12 protein-coding genes are annotated in these 15,151 nt (G+C 66.7%); 8 read left to right on the top strand and 4 right to left on the bottom strand.

The features are described from left to right. Positions 1–13 precede the first annotated feature (13 nt). From gstA to map, 4 genes are all read right to left on the bottom strand, one after another. Entirely contained in the window at positions 14–622 is a 609-nt protein-coding gene (gene gstA / locus CDO44_RS04740; RefSeq protein ID WP_087779300.1) for a glutathione transferase GstA, read from the bottom strand. A gap of 88 nt (positions 623–710) precedes the next feature. Beyond that, positions 711–3,245 (bottom strand): glycogen/starch/alpha-glucan phosphorylase, encoded by a 2,535-nt coding sequence (locus CDO44_RS04745; protein WP_233146046.1) that lies wholly within the window; start codon positions 3,243–3,245, stop codon positions 711–713. 205 nt (positions 3,246–3,450) lie between these two features. Beyond that, complete coding sequence (locus tag CDO44_RS04750) at positions 3,451–6,048, bottom strand: [protein-PII] uridylyltransferase (RefSeq protein ID WP_087779301.1); 2,598 nt, start codon at positions 6,046–6,048, stop codon at positions 3,451–3,453. A 14-nt stretch (positions 6,049–6,062) separates the two neighbouring features. Next, entirely contained in the window at positions 6,063–6,875 is an 813-nt protein-coding gene (gene map, locus CDO44_RS04755) for a type I methionyl aminopeptidase (protein ID WP_087779302.1), read from the bottom strand. Between the two features lie 491 nt (positions 6,876–7,366). On the opposite strand from map, the gene rpsB reads away from it, so the two are divergent. The 8 genes from rpsB (at position 7,367) to rseP (ending at position 15,100) form a co-directional block, all read left to right on the top strand. Then, on the top strand, positions 7,367–8,113 hold the full coding sequence (gene rpsB / locus CDO44_RS04765) for a 30S ribosomal protein S2 (protein ID WP_087779304.1): 747 nt from the start codon (positions 7,367–7,369) through the stop codon (positions 8,111–8,113). 136 nt (positions 8,114–8,249) lie between these two features. Next, positions 8,250–9,131: a translation elongation factor Ts gene (gene tsf, locus CDO44_RS04770; RefSeq protein ID WP_087779305.1), complete on the top strand. Its 882-nt coding sequence runs from the start codon at positions 8,250–8,252 to the stop codon at positions 9,129–9,131. Between the two features lie 205 nt (positions 9,132–9,336). Then, a complete protein-coding gene (gene pyrH, locus CDO44_RS04775) occupies positions 9,337–10,068 on the top strand; it encodes a UMP kinase (RefSeq protein WP_087779333.1) in 732 nt (243 codons plus the stop codon). Between the two features lie 26 nt (positions 10,069–10,094). Further along, positions 10,095–10,655, top strand: coding sequence for a ribosome recycling factor (gene frr, locus CDO44_RS04780; RefSeq protein WP_087779306.1), 561 nt, complete (start codon positions 10,095–10,097; stop codon positions 10,653–10,655). Positions 10,656–10,734: 79 nt separating this feature from the next. Next, positions 10,735–11,529, top strand: a complete 795-nt coding sequence (gene uppS, locus CDO44_RS04785) for a polyprenyl diphosphate synthase (RefSeq protein WP_087779307.1) — start codon at positions 10,735–10,737, stop codon at positions 11,527–11,529. A 4-nt stretch (positions 11,530–11,533) separates the two neighbouring features. After that, positions 11,534–12,385, top strand: a complete 852-nt coding sequence (locus CDO44_RS04790) for a phosphatidate cytidylyltransferase (protein WP_087779308.1) — start codon at positions 11,534–11,536, stop codon at positions 12,383–12,385. Next, positions 12,382–13,596 carry a 1-deoxy-D-xylulose-5-phosphate reductoisomerase gene (gene ispC, locus CDO44_RS04795; RefSeq protein WP_087779309.1) on the top strand — a complete coding sequence of 405 codons (1,215 nt, stop codon included), beginning with the start codon at positions 12,382–12,384 and terminating at the stop codon, positions 13,594–13,596. The genes CDO44_RS04790 and ispC overlap by 4 nt, the downstream gene beginning before the upstream one ends. A gap of 169 nt (positions 13,597–13,765) precedes the next feature. Further along, entirely contained in the window at positions 13,766–15,100 is a 1,335-nt protein-coding gene (gene rseP / locus CDO44_RS04800) for an RIP metalloprotease RseP (RefSeq protein ID WP_087779310.1), read from the top strand. The last annotated feature ends 51 nt before the right edge of the window (positions 15,101–15,151 follow it).

The following is a 15,151-nucleotide window of genomic DNA, read 5'->3' on the forward strand; positions in this document are numbered from 1 at the left end:
GCCGGCTTCCCGCTCAGTTCAGCAGGCCTTCGGCCCTGAGCGCCGCCTGGACCGCCGGGCGCTGGGCGATGCGCTCGCGGAACGCCACGATCGCCGGCCAACGCGACAGGTCGACGTTCACGCGCGGCGCCCAGCCCGTGGTCACGAACAGATAGATGTCGGCCACCGAGAAGCCGCTGGGCATCAGGTATTCGCGCTGGGACAGTTCGCTTTGCACGTAGTCCAGGCGGGTGGCCAGGATCTGCCGGAAGACATCCTTGGCGTCTTCGCCGACCTGCGGCTTGAACAGCGGCGAGAACCCTTTGTGGATTTCGGTGGCGATGAAGACCAGCCAGGTCTGGAGCACGTAACGCTCCGGACTGTCGGGCGGCGGCGCCAGCTTGCGGGCCGGCGCGAGGTCGGCCAGGTACTGCAGCAGCACGGCCAGCTCGGTCATGACCACGCCCGGTGCCACTTCCAGCGCGGGCACGTAGCCTTTGGGATTGACCTGGCGGAAGTCCTGTCCGTTCTCGGTGAGCTTGGCCCGCAGGTCGACCTTTTCCCAGGTGAAATCGATCCCGGTTTCGCGCAGTGCGATGTGGGGCGCCTGGGAGCAGGCGCCGGGCGAGTAGTAGAGCTTCATGGTGCCTCGATACTCCGACGTGGAAAACGCCAATTTTCCCACTGTTGTCCCGCAGGTGCCGTCTCTTGGGCAAAATCGCCACAGCGCGCTAGCGCATGGGGAGGGGACCCAGCGGGCCTTCCAGTTCCGCCTGGTCGTACAGCTCGACCGGCACCGGCGAGACCTTCCAGATCTGCTCGGCATATTCGCGGATGCTGCGGTCCGACGAGAACTTGCCCGATCGCGCGGCGTTCAGGATGGACATGCGGGTCCAGCCGTCGGTGTCGCGATAAGCCTGGCTCACCAGATCCTGGCACTCGATGTAGGACTGATAGTCGGCCAGAAGCAGATAGGGGTCGTGGTGCAGCAGGTTGTCGATCAGCGGCCTGAACAATTCAGTATCGCCGCGAGAGAAGAAACCGCTTTGGATCAAATCGAGGCAGATGCGCAGTTCGCTGTGGCTGTGGTAGTAATCGGAGGGGTGGTAGCCTGCGGCCTTGAGCTTGCGCACCTCCTCGGCGGTATGGCCGAACAGGAAGAAGTTCTCGGCGCCCACTTGCTCGCGCAGCTCGATGTTCGCGCCGTCCATGGTGCCTATCGTGAGCGCGCCGTTCATCGCGAATTTCATGTTGCCCGTTCCCGAGGCCTCCTTGCCGGCCAGCGATATCTGCTCGGAGAGGTCGGCGGCGGGGTAGATGCACTGGCCTTGGGTGACGTTGAAATTCGGAATGAAGACCACCTTGAGCTGGTCGTGCACATCCGGGTCGTTGTTGATGACCTCGCCTACGGAGGTGATGAGCTTGATCATCAGCTTGGCCATGTGATAGCCCGGAGCCGCCTTGCCGCCGAAGATGAAAGTGCGCGGTTGCTGATCGCGAGCGCGGCCGGATTTCAGACGGTGGTACAGCGTCACGATGTGCAGCACCGCCAGGTGCTGTCGCTTGTATTCGTGTATGCGCTTGACCAGGACGTCGAACATCGAATCGGGGTCGACCTGCACGCCGGTGCGCCGCCGTATCAGCGCCGCGAGGTCAGCCTTGTTGGCGCGCTTGGCGGCGCGCCACTCGTCGCGGAATGCCTTGTCGTCGATGTAGTCCTCGATCAGCCGGATCCGGGGCAGGTCGGTTACCCACCCGTCGCCGATGGCCCGGGTGACCAGTGCCGTCAGGCGCGGGTTGCTCAGCACCAGCCAGCGGCGCGGCGTGACGCCGTTCGTAATGTTGGTGAACTTCTCCGGCCACATCTCGTAGAAGTCCTTCAGCAGGCCGTGCTTGAGCAGCTCTGAATGCAGTTCCGCCACGCCGTTGATGGCGTGGCTGCCGACGCAGGCCAAATGCGCCATGCGCACGTAGCGCTCGCCGCTCTCGTCGATCAGCGACAGGCGGGCGATGCGCGATTCGTCGCCCAGGAAGTGGATGCGCACGTCGTTGAGGAAGCGCGCGTTGATCTCGTAGATGAGTTCCAGGTGCCGCGGCAGGATGCGCTCGAACAGCGCGAGCGGCCAGCGTTCCAGGGCCTCCGGCAAGAGCGTGTGATTGGTGTAGGAGAAGGTGCGGGTGGTGATGCCCCAGGCCTGGTCCCACGGCAGCAGGTGTTCATCCACCAGTAGCCGCATCAGCTCGGCGATCGCGATGGCCGGGTGCGTGTCGTTGAGCTGGATCGCGAACTTCTTGTCGAAGTCCGTGATGGAGCCGCCGCGGACGAGGTGGATGCGTATCATGTCCTGCAACGAACACGACACGAAAAAGTACTGCTGCTCCAGTCGCAATTCCTTGCCTTGCGTGGTCTCGTCGTTGGGGTAGAGCACCTTGGTGAGGTTTTCCGAGGTCACCTTCTTGCTGACCGCGCCCAGGTAGTCGCCCTTGTTGAACACCGAAAAGTCGAACGATTCGGTCGCCTCCGCGCGCCAGAGCCGCAGCGTATTGGTGGTATTGACGCGGTAACCCGGGATGGGGGAATCGAAGGGGACGCCGACGACGGTTTTCTCGGGCGCCCAGCGCACGCGCAGGTAGCCCGCGTCGTCGATGTATTGCTCCGTGCGGCCGCCCAGCTTGATCTCCACCGCCCATTCCGCACGCTGGATTTCCCACGGGTTGCCGTAGCGCAGCCACTTGTCGGTGTTCTCCACCTGCCAGCCGTCGATGATGGTCTGGAAGAAAATGCCGTACTCGTAGCGGATGCCGTAGCCGAAGGCAGGAATCTGCTGCGTCGCCAGCGAGTCCAGGAAGCAGGCCGCCAGGCGGCCCAGGCCGCCGTTGCCCAGTCCCGGCTCTTCCTCCTGGCGCAGGACCTCGTTGTAGTCGAGCTTCATTTCCGCCAGCGCCTCGCGCACGCTGTCGGCAATGCCGAGGTTGATCAGGTGGTTGCCCAGGTGCGGGCCCATCAGGAACTCGGCCGACAGGTAGGCGACCGTGCGCGGCGCGGTCCGGTTGTACTGCGCGGTGCTGCTGATCCAGCGATGCAGGCTGCGGTCGCGTATGGTGTGCGCGAGAGCGAGGTAGAAGTCGTTCTTGCCCGAGATTTTCGGGAACTTGCCTATGGTGTAGAACAAGTGGTCGAAGAACGCGCGCTTGAGGCTTTCCTTGGAAAACGAAGTGCGATCGTCGTCGTCGCTGGGCGTCGACTGGGGTACGGTTGCGGACACGTGCTGGGCTCCCATCGTTTCGGCGCCCCGCGGCATGGGGGGCCGTCTTGCGCCGGAGCGCGGGCAAGGGTGCCGCGGCGGTCCGTCGAGGCCGCCGCGCCGGGCACTGCAGGCTTATTGTTGCTTTTGAGATCCGTGCTGCGCAAGCCGCGTTTTCAATTCGTTAAGCATGCATGCGCCGCGGGCGTCCGGGCCCCGCGGCCGGCTACTGCAGCGCGTCGAGCAGGTCCTGCTCGAACTGGATCTGGCTGCGCGCGTTGTCCAGGGCCCCGCCGTCGATCAGGAAGGTGTCTTCCACCCGCTCGCCCAGCGTCATGACCTTGGCCGTCTTCAGGTTGATGCCATGCTTGACGAAGGTGCGGGCCAGGGCGTGCAGGAGGCCGGTACGGTCGGACGCCGTTACGCTCAGGATCCACGACTGACCGCGTTCGTCGGGCCGCAGCTCGATGGCCGGCGTGATGGGGAACATGCGCGACTGGCGCGACTGCCGCGGCCCCAGCGGAACGGCCTGGCCGGCCGCGGCGGGGCCGGCATTGGGGGCCGCCAGGCGCTGGGTGAGTTCGTGTTCGACCAGACTGAGCAGCGAACGCTGCTCGCTGGGCGTGCCCGGCGCCAGCACGATGAAGCTGTCCAGGCCCCAGCCGTGCCGGGTCGTGTGGATGCGGGCGTCCTGGATGCTGAGCCGGCGCTCGTCGAAATAGCCGCAGATGCGGGCGAAGAGATCGGGCTGGTCTTTCACGTAGACCACGATCTGCAGGCCTTCCCCCATGGGCGCCACGCGCGCGCGTACGATGGGCTCGGCGCTGTTCACCTTGTTGTAGAGATGGCGGGTCTGCCAGGCGATGTCGGCCGCCTCGTGGCGCAGGAAATAGGCCACGTCGAGCTGCTTCCACAGCGCCTCGTGGGCGTCTTCGGTCAGCCCGGCCAGGCGCAGGGCGCCCAGCGCTTCTTCCTTGCGATTCTCCAGGATGGCCTTGGGGTCGGGAGTCTCGCCGCCCAGCGCGCGCCGGGTCTTCATGAACAAGTCTTCGAGCAGCTTGCCCTTCCAGGCGTTCCACACCTTGGGGCTGGTGCCGCGGATATCGGCCACGGTCAGCAGGTAGAGCGCGGTGAGGTGGCGGGTATCGCCCACCAGCGCGGCAAAGTCCTGGATGACGCGCGGATCGGTCAAGTCCTTCTTCTGCGCCACGGACGACAGCGTCAGGTGCTGGCGCACCAGGAACTCCAGCAGCTCGGCGTCGGCCTTGTCCAGGCCGTGGTCGCGCGCGAATTTGCGCGCCTCGGCCGCGCCCAGCTCGGAATGGTCGCCGCCCCGGCCCTTGGCGATGTCGTGGAAGAGGGCGGCCACGTAGAGAATCCAGTGGCCATCGAAGTTGGCGATCAGCTGGCTGCACAGCGGATACTCGTGCGCATGCTCCGGCATCGTGAAGCGGCGCAGATTGCGCACCACCATCAGGATGTGCTGGTCCACGGTATAGGCGTGGAAGAGATCGTGCTGCATCTGCCCGACGATGCGGCGGAACGGCAGCAGGTAGCGCGGCAGGATGCTCAGTTCGTTCATCCGCCGCAATTCGTGCACGATGCCCCGGCGCTGCTGCAGGATGGACAGGAACAGGTGCCGATTGACGGGGTTGCGCCGGAACTGCGCGTCGATGCGCCGCCGTGCGTGCCAGATGGCGCGCAGCATGCGGGCCGACATGCCCTTGAGTTCGGGGTGCTGCTGCATCACCAGAAAGGCGCGCAGCAGCAGCGTGGGATTGCGTTCGAAGGCGTCGTCCCGGTACATGTCCAGCCGCTCGTGCAGGCTGCGGAAATCCTCGTCGATGGGCTGCGCCTCCTCGCCCGGACGGGCGAACAGGCGCTCTTCGAGGTTCTGGACGAGGATGGTGTTGAGCTGCGTCACCAGCTTTGCCGCCCAGTAGTAGCGCTGCATCAGCACTTCGCTCGGCCGGCGCGTGCCGCCCTCGGGAATGCCGTAGACCTTGGCCATGGCCGGCTGGACATCGAACACCAGGCGGTCTTCGCGCCGGCCGGCCAGCAGGTGCAGTTCGATGCGCAGGCGCTTGAACGCCTGCTCGGCGCGGCGCAGGTGGCGGGCCTCGTCGGCGGTAAGCAGGCCGGCGCGCGCTACCTGCGTCCAGGTCTTGCCGAAGCCGGCGGCTCGCGCCATCCAGAGGATGACCTGCAGGTCACGCAGCCCGCCCGGCGATTCCTTGCAGTTCGGTTCCAGCGCGTACGGCGTGTAGTTGTACTTGGTGTGCCGCTGCTGCATCTCCAGCTGCTTGTCGTGGAAGAAGGCCCGCTTGTCCAGCCTGCCGAGCATGGCAGTCTCGAACTGGCGCATCAGCGCGCGGCTGCCAGCCAGGTAGCGGGCCTCCAGCAGCGCCGTTTCCACGGTGATGTCCTTGCCTGCCTCGGCCATGCAATCGTCGATGGTCCGCGCGCTGTGGCCGGGCTCCAGGCCGATGTCCCACAGGGAGGTGATCAACGCGCCGATGCGGGCTTCGTCCTCGGCGGTGGGCGCCTGCCGCAGCAGGATCAGCACGTCCACGTCGGAATAGGGGTAGAGCTCGCCACGGCCGTAGCCGCCCACGGCGGCCAGCGCGGCGCCCTCGGGCAGCGGATGGCGCTCGAGCAGCGCCAGCAGCGTGCGATCGACGATCCGCCGCAATTCCGTCAATAGTCCGTCGGCACGCAGATTCGCCCGGTAGGCGGCAATGGCGCGCTCGCGCGCGGCGCGCATGGCGCTGCGCAAGTCCTGGAGCCCGTGCAGGGCGGGCGAAGTCAGCGTGGCGGTCGACATGGGGGCGGGTGGACTCAGGCGGCCTTGGCCGCGACGAAGGCGGGCGGGGCGGGCATGCCGGGCGAGACGGTCAGGATCTCGTAGCCGGTCTCGCTCACCACCACGGTGTGTTCCCACTGCGCCGACAGGCTGTGGTCGCGGGTCACGATGGTCCAGCCGTCGGCCAGCTCGCGGATCTCCCGCCGGCCGGCGTTGATCATGGGCTCCACGGTGAAGATCATGCCCGCCTGCAGTTCGATGCCGGTGCCGGGCTTGCCATAGTGCAGCACCTGCGGATCCTCGTGGAAGACCTTGCCGATGCCATGGCCGCAGAACTCCCGCACGACGCTGTAGCCGTGGCTTTCGGCGTGCTTCTGGATGGCATGGCCGATGTCCCCCAGGTGGGCGCCGGGCCGCACCTGTTCGATGCCCAGCCACATGCACTCATAAGTGACCTGCGCCAGCCGGCGCGCCAGGATGGAAGGCTCGCCGGCGAAATACATCCGGCTCGTGTCGCCGTGCCAGCCGTCCTTGATGATGGTGACGTCGATATTGAGCGAATCGCCGTTCTTGAGGACTTTGCTGCCCGGAATGCCGTGGCAGACCTGGTGGTTGACCGAGGTGCAGATCGCGCCGGTAAAGGGCGGATAGCCCGGGGGCGCGTAGCCTATGGTGGCCGATTTCACCTTCAGCTCGTCGGTCATGTACTCCAGGCACAACCGGTCGAGCTCGCCTGTCGTGACCCCGGGCTTCACGTAGGGGGCGATGAAATCGAGCACCTTGGCGGCGTCCTGGCACGCGGCCCGCATTTTTTCGATTTCTTCGGCTGTCTTGATGGTGATACTCATGATCCCTCGGTTTTGTTGCGCTGCGGCAGCCCAATGTCATCCGCCAGGGCCCGTGCCAATTCGAGCTTGCTGCCATAATAGCGTCCCGGCAGGCCGCACCGCACAACCGCCTGGTGCGCGAATCCGATGCCTAAGGCCGGGAGCGCTCCATGCTTCCCGGAGGGACGGCTGGCGGGCCGCCATACGGGGCGCGCCAGCACGTAGCGGCCTTCCATTGCATCCATTTGTAACCGGGGCCGCCGAAGCCAGCGATGGCGCCGAAGGGCAGGATAGACCCTCGCTTGAGCAGGGGGCCTGGAAAATAGTAGAATTATAGGCTTCCTTCGATTTCAGGAAGCCCGATCCTGGCTTTGGCTCGCGCAAGATGCGGCCCTTCTATGAGCCCGGGTTCGGATTTTTCAACCGCGCGCCGTATCGTCCAGGGTGCCGGCCGGGCTTAGTGTGACCCGGCGGGTGCTGATACGGTGCAAGACCCAACCCTTGGAGTCAACATGTCCGTTAGCATGCGCGAAATGCTGGAAGCCGGTGTCCACTTCGGCCACCAAACCCGCTTCTGGAACCCCAAGATGGCCCCCTATATCTTCGGCCATCGGAACAAGATCCACATCATCAACCTCGAGAAGACCCTGGCCCTGTACCAGGATGCGCTCAAGTTCGTGCGCCAGCTGGCCGCCCGCAACGGCACCATCCTGTTCGTCAGCACCAAGCGCGCCGCGCGCGAGATCATCGCCGAGGAAGCCCAGCGCTGCGGCATGCCCTACGTCGACAGCCGCTGGCTGGGCGGCATGCTGACCAACTTCAAGACGGTCAAGACCTCCATCAAGCGCCTGAAGGACATGGAAGCCATGCAGGCCGAGGGCGCGACCGAGCGCATGAGCAAGAAAGAAGCGCTGATGTTCCAGCGCGAGCTCGAGAAGCTGAACAAGTCCATCGGCGGCATCAAGGACATGAACGGCCTGCCGGACGCGATCTTCATCATCGACGTCGGGTATCACAAAATTACCGTCAGCGAAGCCAAGGCGCTTAACATTCCCGTCGTTGCCGTGGTCGATACTAACCACTCGCCCGACGGCGTGGCGCACGTCATCCCGGGCAACGACGACTCGTCGAAGGCGATCGCCCTGTACGCGCGCGGCGTGGCCGACGCCGTGCTGGAAGGCCGCGAGCAGGCCCTGCAAGGCGTGGTCGACGCGGTGACCGAAGGCGACGACGAGTTCGTGGAAGTCGAAGAGTCTTGATCTTCCCTGCGCGAAGCGCCTAGGGGGTGGGCTTCTTCCCCCCTCTGCAGAATGTCTGAAGGGGCCTAGCGCCCCTTCTTTTTAGTCAAACCGTTATTTCCGCCGTGCGTTGCGGCGGAAGATGTCAGGAGTAATCATGGCCGCAATTACCGCAGCAATGGTCAAGGAACTGCGCGAAAAGACCGACGCCCCCATGATGGAGTGCAAGAAGGCGCTGACCGAGGCCGACGGCGATCTGGCGAAAGCCGAGGAAATCCTGCGCGTCAAGCTGGGCAGCAAGGCCAGCAAGGCCGCCGCGCGCGTCACGGCCGAAGGGCTGGTCGCGCTGTACGTGTCGCCCGACGCCAAGACCGGCGTTGCCGTCGAAGTCAACAGCGAAACCGACTTCGTGGCCAAGAACGACGACTTCGTCCAGTTCACCAACGACATCGCCGAGCTGATCGCCAAGGCCGCCCCGGCCGACGTGGCCGCGCTGGCCGAGCTGCCGTTCCGCGACGGCACGGTGGAAAGCGTGCGCACCGGCCTGGTGGGCAAGATCGGCGAGAACATCAGCGTCCGCCGCTTCACGCGCATCGTGACCGAGAACAAGCTGGCCCAGTACGTGCACGGCGGCCGGATCGGCGTGCTGGTCGAGTACAGCGGCGACGACGCGCTGGGCAAGGACATCGCCATGCACGTGGCGGCCACCAAGCCCAAGGCGCTCGACACCTCGGGCGTGTCCCAGGAAGACATCCAGCGCGAGCGCTCGGTGGCCGAACAGAAGGCCGCCGAATCGGGCAAGCCCGCCGACATCGTCGCCAAGATGGTCGAAGGTTCGATCCAGAAGTTCCTGAAAGAGGTTACGCTGTTGTCGCAACCGTTCGTCAAGGACGACAAGCAGACCGTCCAGCAGGTGCTCAAGTCCAAGAACTCGGCGGTGCAGCAGTTCGTGCTGTACGTCGTGGGCGAGGGGATCGAGAAGAAGGTCACCGATTTCGCCGCGGAAGTCGCTGCGCAGGCGGCCGCCGCCAAGGGTTGATCCCTGTCGCTTGCCCTCCCAACGCGCTTACGCGCGCCCCGCGGGGGCGGCCTCGGGGGGACCGGCGGAGCCGGATCCCCCGTGCCTCGTCTGCGAGGGTGGGAGTATGTTGTAAGAATGTAGCGTCGCGCGGAGGGGTGAGCCTCCCGCGGGCGGAGATGGGCCGGATGTCGGCGATTGCGCGGGAGCATGTATGACGGTAGAAATGAACGCATCTGAGGCAAAAACGGGGGCGTACAAGCGCGTACTGCTCAAGCTGTCGGGCGAAGCCCTGATGGGCGACGATGCGTTTGGTATCAACCGCGCGACCATTGGCCGCATGGTCGAGGAAATCGCCGAAGTGGCCGAACTGGGCGTGGAACTGGCGCTCGTGATCGGCGGCGGCAACATTTTCCGGGGGGTGGCGCCCGGTGCGCAGGGCATGGACCGCGCCACGGCGGACTACATGGGCATGATGGCCACCATCATGAATTCGCTGGCCCTGCAGGACGCGCTCAAGCGCCGCGGGGTCGATGCCCGCGTGCAGTCGGCGCTTACCATCGAGCAGGTGGTCGAGCCCTACATCCGGCCGAAGGCCCTGCGTTACCTCGAGGAAGGCAAGGTCGTCATCTTCGCGGCCGGCACCGGCAATCCCTTTTTCACCACCGATACGGCGGCCGCGTTGCGCGGCGCCGAGATCGGTGCCGAGATCGTATTGAAGGCAACCAAGGTCGACGGCATCTATAGCGCGGATCCCAAGAAGGATCCCACGGCCACCCGCTACAGCCGCATCAGCTTCGACGAAGCCATCGTGCGGCGGCTGGAGGTCATGGATGCCACGGCGTTCGCGCTGTGCCGCGACCAGAAGCTGCCGATCAAGGTTTTTTCGATCAACAAGCCGGGCGCCCTGAAGCGCGTCGTCTCGGGCGACGACGAAGGCACGCTGGTGCACGTTTGATCGATGTTCGCATTTAGGAGACCGCAATGAGCGCTTCCGACGTCAAGAAAAACGCCGAGACCAAAATGGGCAAGTCCATCGAGACGCTCAAGGCCAGTCTGGCGAAGATCCGCACGGGTCGTGCCCATGCCGGGATACTGGACCACGTCCAGGTCGAATACTACGGTTCCATGGTGCCGCTGAGCCAGGTCGCCAACGTGAGCGTACTGGACGCGCGGACGCTGAGCGTCCAGCCGTGGGAAAAGAAGATGGCCCAGGTGGTCGAGAAGGCCATCCGCGAATCCGACCTCGGCCTCAATCCGCAGTCCATGGGCGAGCTGATCCGCGTCCCCATGCCGCCTCTCACCGAAGAGCGCCGCCGCGAGCTCACCAAGGTGGTCAAGGGCGAGGGCGAGGACGCCAAGGTCGCCGTGCGCAACCTGCGCCGCGACGCCAACGAGCAGCTCAAGCGCCTGGTCAAGGACAAGGAAATCTCCGAGGACGAGGAGCGCCGTTCGCAGGACGACGTCCAGAAACTGACCGACCGCTTCGTCGCCGAGATCGACAAGCTGGTTTCGCAGAAAGAAGCGGAGATCATGACGGTTTGATGCCGCACATGTTCACTCGCCGCCCCCGGGGCTTTTCATCTCCCGACCAGACGGGCCCTTGGGGCTCAACGGAGCTGACATGGTCCTAAGTTCGACCCTCGGCGTTCCCCGCACCGACGCCGTGCCCAGGCATGTGGCGATCATCATGGACGGCAATGGCCGCTGGGCCACCCAGCGCTTTCTTCCGCGCGTGGCGGGGCACAAGAAGGGCGTCGACGCGGTGCGCGCCGTGGTGGAGGCCTGCGCCGTCCGCGGCATCGAATACCTCACGCTGTTCGCCTTCAGTTCCGAGAACTGGCGCCGTCCCGCCGACGAAGTGTCCCTGCTGATGCGGCTCTTCGTGCATGCGCTGGAGCGCGAGGTGACCCGGCTGGCGCGCAACGGCATCAAGCTCAAGGTCGTGGGCGACATCAGCGCCTTCGAGCCGCGCCTGCAGGAGTTGATCGCCGACGTCGAAGCCCGCACCCGCGACAACGGCCGCCTGACCCTCACCATCGCCGCCAACTATGGCGGCCGCTGGGACATCCTGCAGGCCACGCGGCGGCTGCTGGCCGAGCATCCCGAGCTGGCGCGCCATCCGGAGCGGATCGACGAGGCCGCCTTGTCGCCTTACCTGTCGATGGCCTATGCGCCCGAGCCGGACCTGTTCATCCGCACCGGCGGCGAGCAGCGCATCTCCAATTTCCTGATCTGGCAACTGGCCTATACCGAGCTCTATTTCACCGACTGCTTCTGGCCCGATTTCGACGCCGAGCAGCTCGACCTGGCCTGCAAGTCCTATCGTAGCCGCGAGCGCCGCTTCGGCCGTACCAGCGCCCAGTTGCAGGCGCCCGAACCGGCCGCGGTTTCGTCCGCGCCGTCCGGCGGCGGCTGATCCGATGCTAGGGCAACGCATCGCCACCGCGGTCGTCCTGCTGATCGTCCTGGTCGGCGTGCTGTCGATTGCCGATCCGCTGCCGTTCGAGATTCTGATGGCGATATTCGTGGGCTGCGCCTTGTGGGAATGGTGGCGGCTGACTCTGGCATCGCGCGGCGCCGTCGCGCGGGCGAACGCACCGGCCATGGCGGCGGGCGCGGCGCTGGGGCTGGCGTTGGCGGCCTGGCGCTGGAACAGCGGCGGCGCAGACCTGTCGGCCGGTCCGGGCGGGGCGTTCTGGCACTGGCTCTGGATCGCCGTCTCGCTGGTCTGGGTTTTCGTGCTGGTGCCCATGCTGTTTCGCGCCAGCGCCGAGGCCGAGCCGCGCAATCCCTGGCTGACGGCATTGGCGCCGTTCGCCCTGCTGGCCGCCTGGTCGGCGCTGACCGCGGCCTTTGGCCGCGGTGTGCTGTTCCTCCTGACCTTGATGGCCCTGGTGTGGGTTGCCGACATCGCCGCCTATTTCGTGGGCCGCGCCGTGGGCAAGCGTAAGTTGGCGCCGCATATCAGCCCGGGCAAGACCCGCGAGGGCGCGCTCGGGGGCATCGCCTGCGCCGTGGCGTTCGTCCTGGCCTGCGCCGCCTTTCCCGGCACCTTTGGCGCTGCTTTGGTGGCGCGCTGGGGGTGGGCCGGCGCCCTGGCGCTGGCCGTGGTGCTGGCCGCCCTGTCCATTGCCGGAGACTTGTTCGAATCGCTGATCAAGCGGCGCGCCGGCGTCAAGGATTCCAGCAGCCTGCTGCCCGGCCACGGCGGCGTGCTCGATCGCATCGACGCCTTGATCCCGGTGCTGCCGCTGGCCGTGTTGCTGTCATGACCTTCCGTACCGTAACCATACTGGGCGCCACGGGCTCTATCGGGGCCAGCACGCTGGACGTCATCGCGCGCCATCCGCAACGCTACCGCGTGCATGCGCTCAGCGCCCATACCCGCATGGAGTTGCTTGCCGCCCAGGCCGCCGCCAGCCAGGCCGCCGTGGTCGTGGTGCCCGACGAGGAGGCCCGCCAGCGGTTCGTCGATTCCTGGCAGGGCAGGGCCCGGCTGCCGGAGGTCCGCGTCGGCGCGCAGGCGCTGGCCGAGACCGCCGCCGATCCGGCCAGCGATACCGTCATGGCCGCCATCGTCGGCGCCGCGGGGCTGCCGTCGGCCCTGGCGGCGGCGCGCGCCGGCAAGCGGGTCCTCCTGGCCAACAAGGAGGCTCTGGTGGTGGCGGGCCGGCTCTTCATGGACGCCGTGCGGCAAAGCGGCGCCGAACTGCTGCCCATCGACAGCGAGCACAACGCCATTTTCCAGTGCCTGCCCCACGGCACGCGGGCCAGCGGCGCGCAACAGCCGGCCCCCGGCGTGCGGCGGCTGCTGCTGACCGCGTCGGGCGGGCCGTTCCGCACCCGGCCGCTGGAAGAATTGGCCGGCGTGACGCCCGACCAGGCCTGCGCCCATCCCAATTGGTCCATGGGGCGCAAGATATCCGTCGATTCGGCCACCATGCTCAACAAGGGGCTGGAAGTCATCGAGGCGCACTGGCTGTTCGCCATGCCGCCCGAGCGCATCGACGTGGTGATCCACCCGCAGAGCGTGGTCCATTCCATGGTGGAGTACGACGACGGATCGGTGCTCGCCCAGCTCGGGCAGCCCGACATGCGCACGCCCATCGCCTATGGCCTCGCCTTTCCCGAACGCATCGCCAGCGGGGTGGGGGCGCTGGACCTCGCCCGGCTGGGGCGCCTGGATTTCGAGGCGCCCGACCTCGCCCGCTTCCCCTGTCTGCGCCTGGCGTTCGAGGCGCTGCGCGCCGGACAGGGCGCCTGCGTCGCGCTGAACGCCGCCAATGAAGTGGCGGTCGAGGCATTCCTGCAGGGGGCCGCCCCTTACACGGCGATCGCGGCTATCATCGACACTGTGCTGCAAGGCCAGACGCAGGCCGGCAGCCGGCTGGACAGCCTGGAGGGCCTGCTCGACCTGGACCGCGAGGCGCGCGCCCGGGCCCGCGAAGCGCTGCAGCGGCCCGCTGGCCGGGCGGCCCATTAGGAGCCGTCTTGCAGCGCCGCCCGCGTCAGCCCGTCGCCTGCCATTTGGCCCATAATCCTGTCATGTTCGCTTACCGGAATCCCCGGCCCCTCCCGGGCGCTCGCGCGCGGTTCCGTGTTAAATCGTCGGTTCGGCGCTCCGGGCGGAGCGCCGGAGCAAGGAGATTTCCATGTTGTTGACCTTGGCGGCCTTCGCCGTCGCGCTGGGCGTGCTGGTGGTGATCCACGAATTGGGCCACTACCTGGTGGCGCGCGCCTGCGGGGTGCGCATCCTGCGGTTCTCCGTCGGCTTCGGCAAGGTGCTGTGCAAGCGGACCGATCGGCACGGGACGGAATGGGCCCTGTCCGCCATTCCGCTGGGCGGCTACGTGAAAATGCTGGACGAGCGCGAGGGCGACGTTCCGCCCGAGCAGCGCAGCAGGGCGTTCAACACCCAGCCCGTGGGCAAGCGCATCGCCATCGTGGCCGCGGGTCCGGTGTTCAACCTCGCGCTGGCGGCGCTGCTGTACGCCGCGCTGAACATGGTCGGCGTCAAGGAACCGGCGGCCGTGCTGGCCGCGCCGCCGGCCGGTACGCCGGCCGCCGCGGCGGGCGTGGCGGCCGGCGACAAGATTCTCGCCATCGACGGCGCCGAGGTCGCGACCTGGGGCGACGCGCGCTGGATGCTGCTCAAAAGCCTGACCGACAGGGCGCGGCCGGCCATCGAGGTAGAGACCGCCGCAGGCGAACGGCGCGTGCGCACGGTGGATTTCTCGGGCGCGGTGCTGGGGCAGATGGAGGGCGACGTCCTGGGGCGGGAAGGATTCGGGCTCGCGAGCCCCCGGCCCGTCATCCGTGGCGTGGTCCCCGAGAGCGCCGCCGCCCAGGCCGGCCTTTTGGCCGGCGACCGCATCGTCGCGGCCGGCGACAAGGCCGATCCCTCGGCCACCGAACTCATCGCCCTGATCCAGGGGCACGCCGGGCGCCCGCTGCGGCTATCGGTGATACGGGACGGCGCCAGCCTGTCCATCGACGTCCTGCCGCGCGAGGAGCGCCAGGCGGACGGCAAGGCGATCGGTCGCATCGGCGCCCAGATCGGCGGCGACATCCAGCTCATCACCGTGCGCCACGGGCCGCTCGAAAGCCTGGGCATGGGCGTGCAGCGCACCGCCGAGGTCTCGTGGTTCTCGCTGCGCATGCTGGGCAAGATGGTCGTTGGGGACGTTTCCCTCAGCAACCTGAGCGGCCCGGTCACCATCGCCGACTATGCCGGCCAGACCGCCAGGATGGGGCTGGAGGCCTACATCGCGTTCCTGGCGCTGGTCAGCGTCAGCCTGGGCGTGCTGAATCTCCTGCCCATCCCCATGCTGGACGGCGGGCACCTGCTGTATTATCTCGTCGAGATCATCCGGGGCAGTCCGCCGCCGGAACGCTGGATGGAAGTGGGGCAGCGCGCCGGATTCGGCATCCTGATGGTGCTGATGGCCGTTGCCTTGTTCAACGACTTTACGCGACTGCTGACCTAGGATCCATGAGCGCCGTCTTTTCCGCCGCTTTTGCGGACCGAGCCCCTGCCG

The organism is Pigmentiphaga sp. NML080357, assembly GCF_002188465.1.
Classification (GTDB): domain Bacteria; phylum Pseudomonadota; class Gammaproteobacteria; order Burkholderiales; family Burkholderiaceae_B; genus Pigmentiphaga.